The organism is Phenylobacterium sp., from assembly GCF_035276905.1.
Taxonomy (GTDB): domain Bacteria; phylum Pseudomonadota; class Alphaproteobacteria; order Caulobacterales; family Caulobacteraceae; genus Phenylobacterium.
Window position 1 is genome coordinate 1 of record NZ_DATELG010000089.1, and the last position, 3,923, is coordinate 3,923.

3 protein-coding genes and 1 pseudogene are annotated in these 3,923 nt (G+C 66.6%); all 4 read right to left on the bottom strand.

All coding sequences use genetic code 11. The annotated features are described in order from the left end of the window. Positions 1-483 (bottom strand): S26 family signal peptidase (locus VJS38_RS03815; RefSeq protein ID WP_324086826.1); only part of this gene is annotated, 483 nt, incomplete at its 3' end. Positions 484-1,209: 726 nt separating this feature from the next. Next, on the bottom strand, positions 1,210-2,343 hold the full coding sequence (locus VJS38_RS03820; RefSeq protein ID WP_324086827.1) for a replication initiator protein A: 1,134 nt from the start codon (positions 2,341-2,343) through the stop codon (positions 1,210-1,212). A 118-nt stretch (positions 2,344-2,461) separates the two neighbouring features. Then, positions 2,462-3,550 (bottom strand): ParB/RepB/Spo0J family partition protein, encoded by a 1,089-nt coding sequence (locus tag VJS38_RS03825; RefSeq protein WP_324086828.1) that lies wholly within the window; start codon positions 3,548-3,550, stop codon positions 2,462-2,464. 10 nt (positions 3,551-3,560) lie between these two features. After that, a pseudogene (locus VJS38_RS03830) lies at positions 3,561-3,923 on the bottom strand (chromosome partitioning protein); the annotation flags it as partial.

Genomic DNA, 3,923 nt, shown 5'->3' on the forward strand with positions numbered 1-3,923 from the left:
GAAGCTGTTCGGGACGCGGTTGCTGTAGGCGAACCACTCCTCTGCCCCGAGCCTCCGGCAGCCATTCCACCGCGGAAGCTGCACGCCCCGAGGGTCCTTGGCCATCACCGGCGCCTTGTCCTGGCCGTCGATCACCAGCCGCCCGGACCGCGTGCAGACAAGGTTTCCAGGACCGGCGGCCAGAGCCTTCAGGACCGGCGTCGTGCGCAGGTAGGTCAGGTGCCGATCGACGTAGGGCGACGCCAACGCTGGGGCCATGAAGGTCACCAGGCGACCGACAGCGGGCCCGTCCGAGGTCCGCAGGTAGAGGCCCTCCGGTTCGCTCGGCGAGGCGTTCACAAGCAGCCATCGGCCAGACTGGTTGAGCCCATGCGCGACCATCGCCGCGGCGATCGACACGCCCGCGATCGTCGCAATTTGCAGGTCACGACGTCGGCGAGGTCTCGTCGCGCTGCAGCGCGCCGTTAGGGTCGCAGCCGCCATGGGTTCCGCTCCGTCGCTGGTGAGCGGACCATCGTAATCGTAAGGCGCGGGCTGCAGCGGCGCTGGCGGCGGCGGCCGTCACGATTGGCCCTTCAGTCTCCTCCCCTGCGCCTCACGTCGCCGCATCTTCAGTGGATTGGGAACGCCCCGATCATCGCCGCTTCCTCATCGGCGCGTCTCGGCGCGGGGGCATGGCCTAAGCGGAACGGCGAGCGTTCCCAATCCACCGATCGCCAGCGGAAGGCAGCGACTCCGCCGCGCTCGTCCCCAGCCGATCGCGGGCGTTCCGGATGCACCGAAGCGTCCAACGTCGGTGCACCCCCTCTCCTCTCGATTCCTAATTCAAGAAATCCAAGGCGTTAGAGGGTTAGATTCAGGGTTAGGGAGTTAAGGCTGCCGATATTGCCGTAAGCCTCGGAATTTACACATGAATGAGAGCGTCAGGGTTCCCGAAGTGCCGTGCATCCGTTCCTGATGGATCGATAGGCGCGTTCCCGAAGTGCCGTGCGTCCGTTCCCGATGTGTCGTGGGCTGTTCCTGAAGTGTCGAAAGGCCGGTGCGCAGGCAGGTTTCCGTTGATGCGCGCTGAGGGGATTGAATCAAAACCGTGGGCGCGCCCGCGAAGAAGGTTCAAATTCGAGAATCCAGAGCGCGGGCGATGGAAGCGTGGCCGGCGGAAGACTCATCGAGCCGGGGCGCGCACGTCACTTCGGGAACGGCGGCGCCTTAGTAGCCCTTCAGCTGGTGCCGGTTCTTCTCGTGATAACGCCGGACGTAGCCGATGAAGGCGCTCTGGTAGCGGTCGGGCGCGCGCTCTTCACGGCCATTGATCCACGCTCTGAACTCGGCGTGGAGCGCGTGGAAATCCCATCCGCGATAGTGCTCGCGCAGGTGGGCGAGGGTCTCGTCGGTGAGGTAGCCCTGGGGCTCGTCCGCGGCGATCGCGGACTTGCGCGCACCCTGAGGCGATGGCGCGCGCGGTAGAGTTCGCGCGGTCGGCTTCCGCAGCTTGTCGGCTCCGAACCGTTCTGTCCGACGGACGATGTGAAGCAGCGGCTCTGGGGAGCTGGCGGCCTCGGCGAAGGCCAGGTCGTAGCCCGGCAGCGCGTTCTCCCGCACGATCGCCGCCACCTCGAACTTGAAGCGGCGATATTGGCCCTCGGCGCCGGACTTTTCGAACAAGGTCGGCATTGCGATTGAGAAACCCGCCTCCCCTGCCCCGCCGGCGTGCTTGCGGGCCACCCGATAGAGCCAGCGCTCGCGGCCGCCGGTGATGTCGAAATAGGCCCGGTCGATCGACAGCACGCCGCCCGCCATGAGGACGCCCTCATAGAACCAGTTGGACAGGGCGAGCGAGATGCCGCGGGAGCGGTCGGTCTTTTCGTCGACGATCTGGCTCCAGCTGTCGAGCCAGGAGAAGGTCGCCTCGCGGCGGTGCTCGGCGCGGATGTTGGTCTTGATGGTGGTCGACTGCAGCCGGTCCAGGGCTGCGCCGAGCAGGGCGTAGGATCGCCCGCTGACGGGCCGGCCGATGCTGCGCAGGATGTCGTAGGGCATCACCCGCAGGACTCGTGGGATCTCATTGGCTCGGCGCTCCTTCATGTCGTTGAGGACGCTGGCGCAGTAGATCAGGATGTCGGCGTCCCAAATGGTCGCCATGCCGTAGTTCGGATTGGCCGACACATGGACCCAGGTGCGGCCGTCGGGCGAGGTGTAGTCGATCGGCTTCAGCCGCTTGGATTTGGAGAGGCTGAAGAACGGGCGCTCCATCATCTCCCGCTGATCGCGCAGGTCGAGGTCGGCGAGATACGGCAGGAAGAGGTCGATCTGATCGTTCGCGTGGTCCGCCTGGTCCGTCATCTTCGAATCAAACCTCAGATGGTCCGGCAACCAGGACCTCGCCCGCTCCAGGTGTTTCCCCGGGGAAACACCTCCCCCACAGTCTCGCGCCTCAGGCGGTGTTTCCCCGGGGAAACACCTAAGGCTTCACGCCCTTCCCTTTCGCCGTCAGCGCCGTCAGCGCCTCGGCGACCAGCGCCACGATCTCGTCGTCACTGGCGCCAGACCCGGCGTGGATGCGCAGGGTCGCCCCGTTCCGGTTCGATGAGAGGACGGACACCGCCAGTCGGCCGTGCGCCGAGTTGGCTTGGAACAGCGACTCCCCCTCGCCTGCCGCGTCCTGCGTGGCTGCTGAAAGCCGTCGAACGACATCGACGGATGGGATGGACGGACTCCCCGCCTTGCGGCGCTCGGCTTGCTCGGCCGCGATGACGGACGCTTCCGCCTTGGCTTTCTTCAGCGCCTGGGGCGCGTCCTCCGCCAGGGCGCTCAGCTTTTGCGCAAGGCCGTAGCAGACCTTCAGCTGGATATCGGCGGGACTGGCGAAGGCGGCGACCGCCCAGTCGGGCAGCGCCGCCACGGTCAGCATCTTGGAGAGCCATCCCTTCGAGAGGTTCAGGCGCTCCGCCATGCGGTTCTGACGGTCGTTGTAGAAGGTCTTCAGCGCGTGGCGGTAGTTCCGCGCGCGCTCGAAGTCAGAGACGTCACGGCGGGCGCGGTTTTCCAGATCGGCCAGCCGGAAGGCGCTCTCGTCGTCCAGGCTTTGCACCTGAGCCAGCAGCGCCATGTCCGGGTAGTTGTTCGCCCGCAGCCAGCTGATGCTCCAGTGGCGGCGGGTCCCGACGATCAGTTCGTACTCGTAAGCGGGGTCGTCGGCGAGCCGGCGGACGACGACCGGAAACTTCTGCCCGCCCTCGGCCAGGATGGAATCGATCAGGTCGCGGCAGGTCTCCTCGGTCAAACCAGCCTGGTAGCGCGCATTGCCCGGCCAGATCCGCACGCGGGCCGGGTCCAGCAGCAACTGGGTGACCTGCTTGACCTCGCCGTTCGCCAGGCGGGCCAGCGCCGACTCTCGGGCCAACAGCGCGGTGCTGGCCAGTCGGTGCGCCGGCGCCGCGGCCTCGGGGGAGGGGAGGGGCGCCGGCGCCTCTTCGGGGCTAGGTGCGTCCAGGGCGGGGGCGGGATCGCTAAGCAGTGACGTCAGATAAGCGGATTGGCGCTTGGACATCTGGCTTCCCCTAGACCGCGACCTGGAGGGCCGCTGGGCCCACGGCGTCCACACGACCCCATCGCCGGCGGACCAGCTGCTCGATCTGCGAGAGCGCCTCGTCCAGGTTGGAGCGGCAGCGCTTGTGGGTCTTCGGCGTTCCGATCGGCTTCTCGAGTTCGTAGATGCTCATCATCCGCAGCGCAGCGTGGCTGATCTCCGCCGACTCCAGGATCGGGACGGGAAGCAGGGAAGCGCCGAAGGCCTGCTCCATGACCTGCTGGACCATGTTGTGGCTGGGGTCGTTCGCGTTGAACTTCGAGCAGATCAGGCGGCAGAAGTCGTACTCGACCGTGATCCCTGCCTCAGTGAGCTGGCTGATCACCTGATCCAT

Bases quoted from the DNA above. Each gene is read 5' to 3' on its own strand.
- VJS38_RS03820 (WP_324086827.1), bottom strand. From the start codon at position 2,343: ATGACGGACCAGGCGGACCACGCGAACGATCAGATCGACCTCTTCCTG.
- VJS38_RS03825 (WP_324086828.1), bottom strand. From the start codon at position 3,550: ATGTCCAAGCGCCAATCCGCTTATCTGACGTCACTGCTTAGCGATCCC.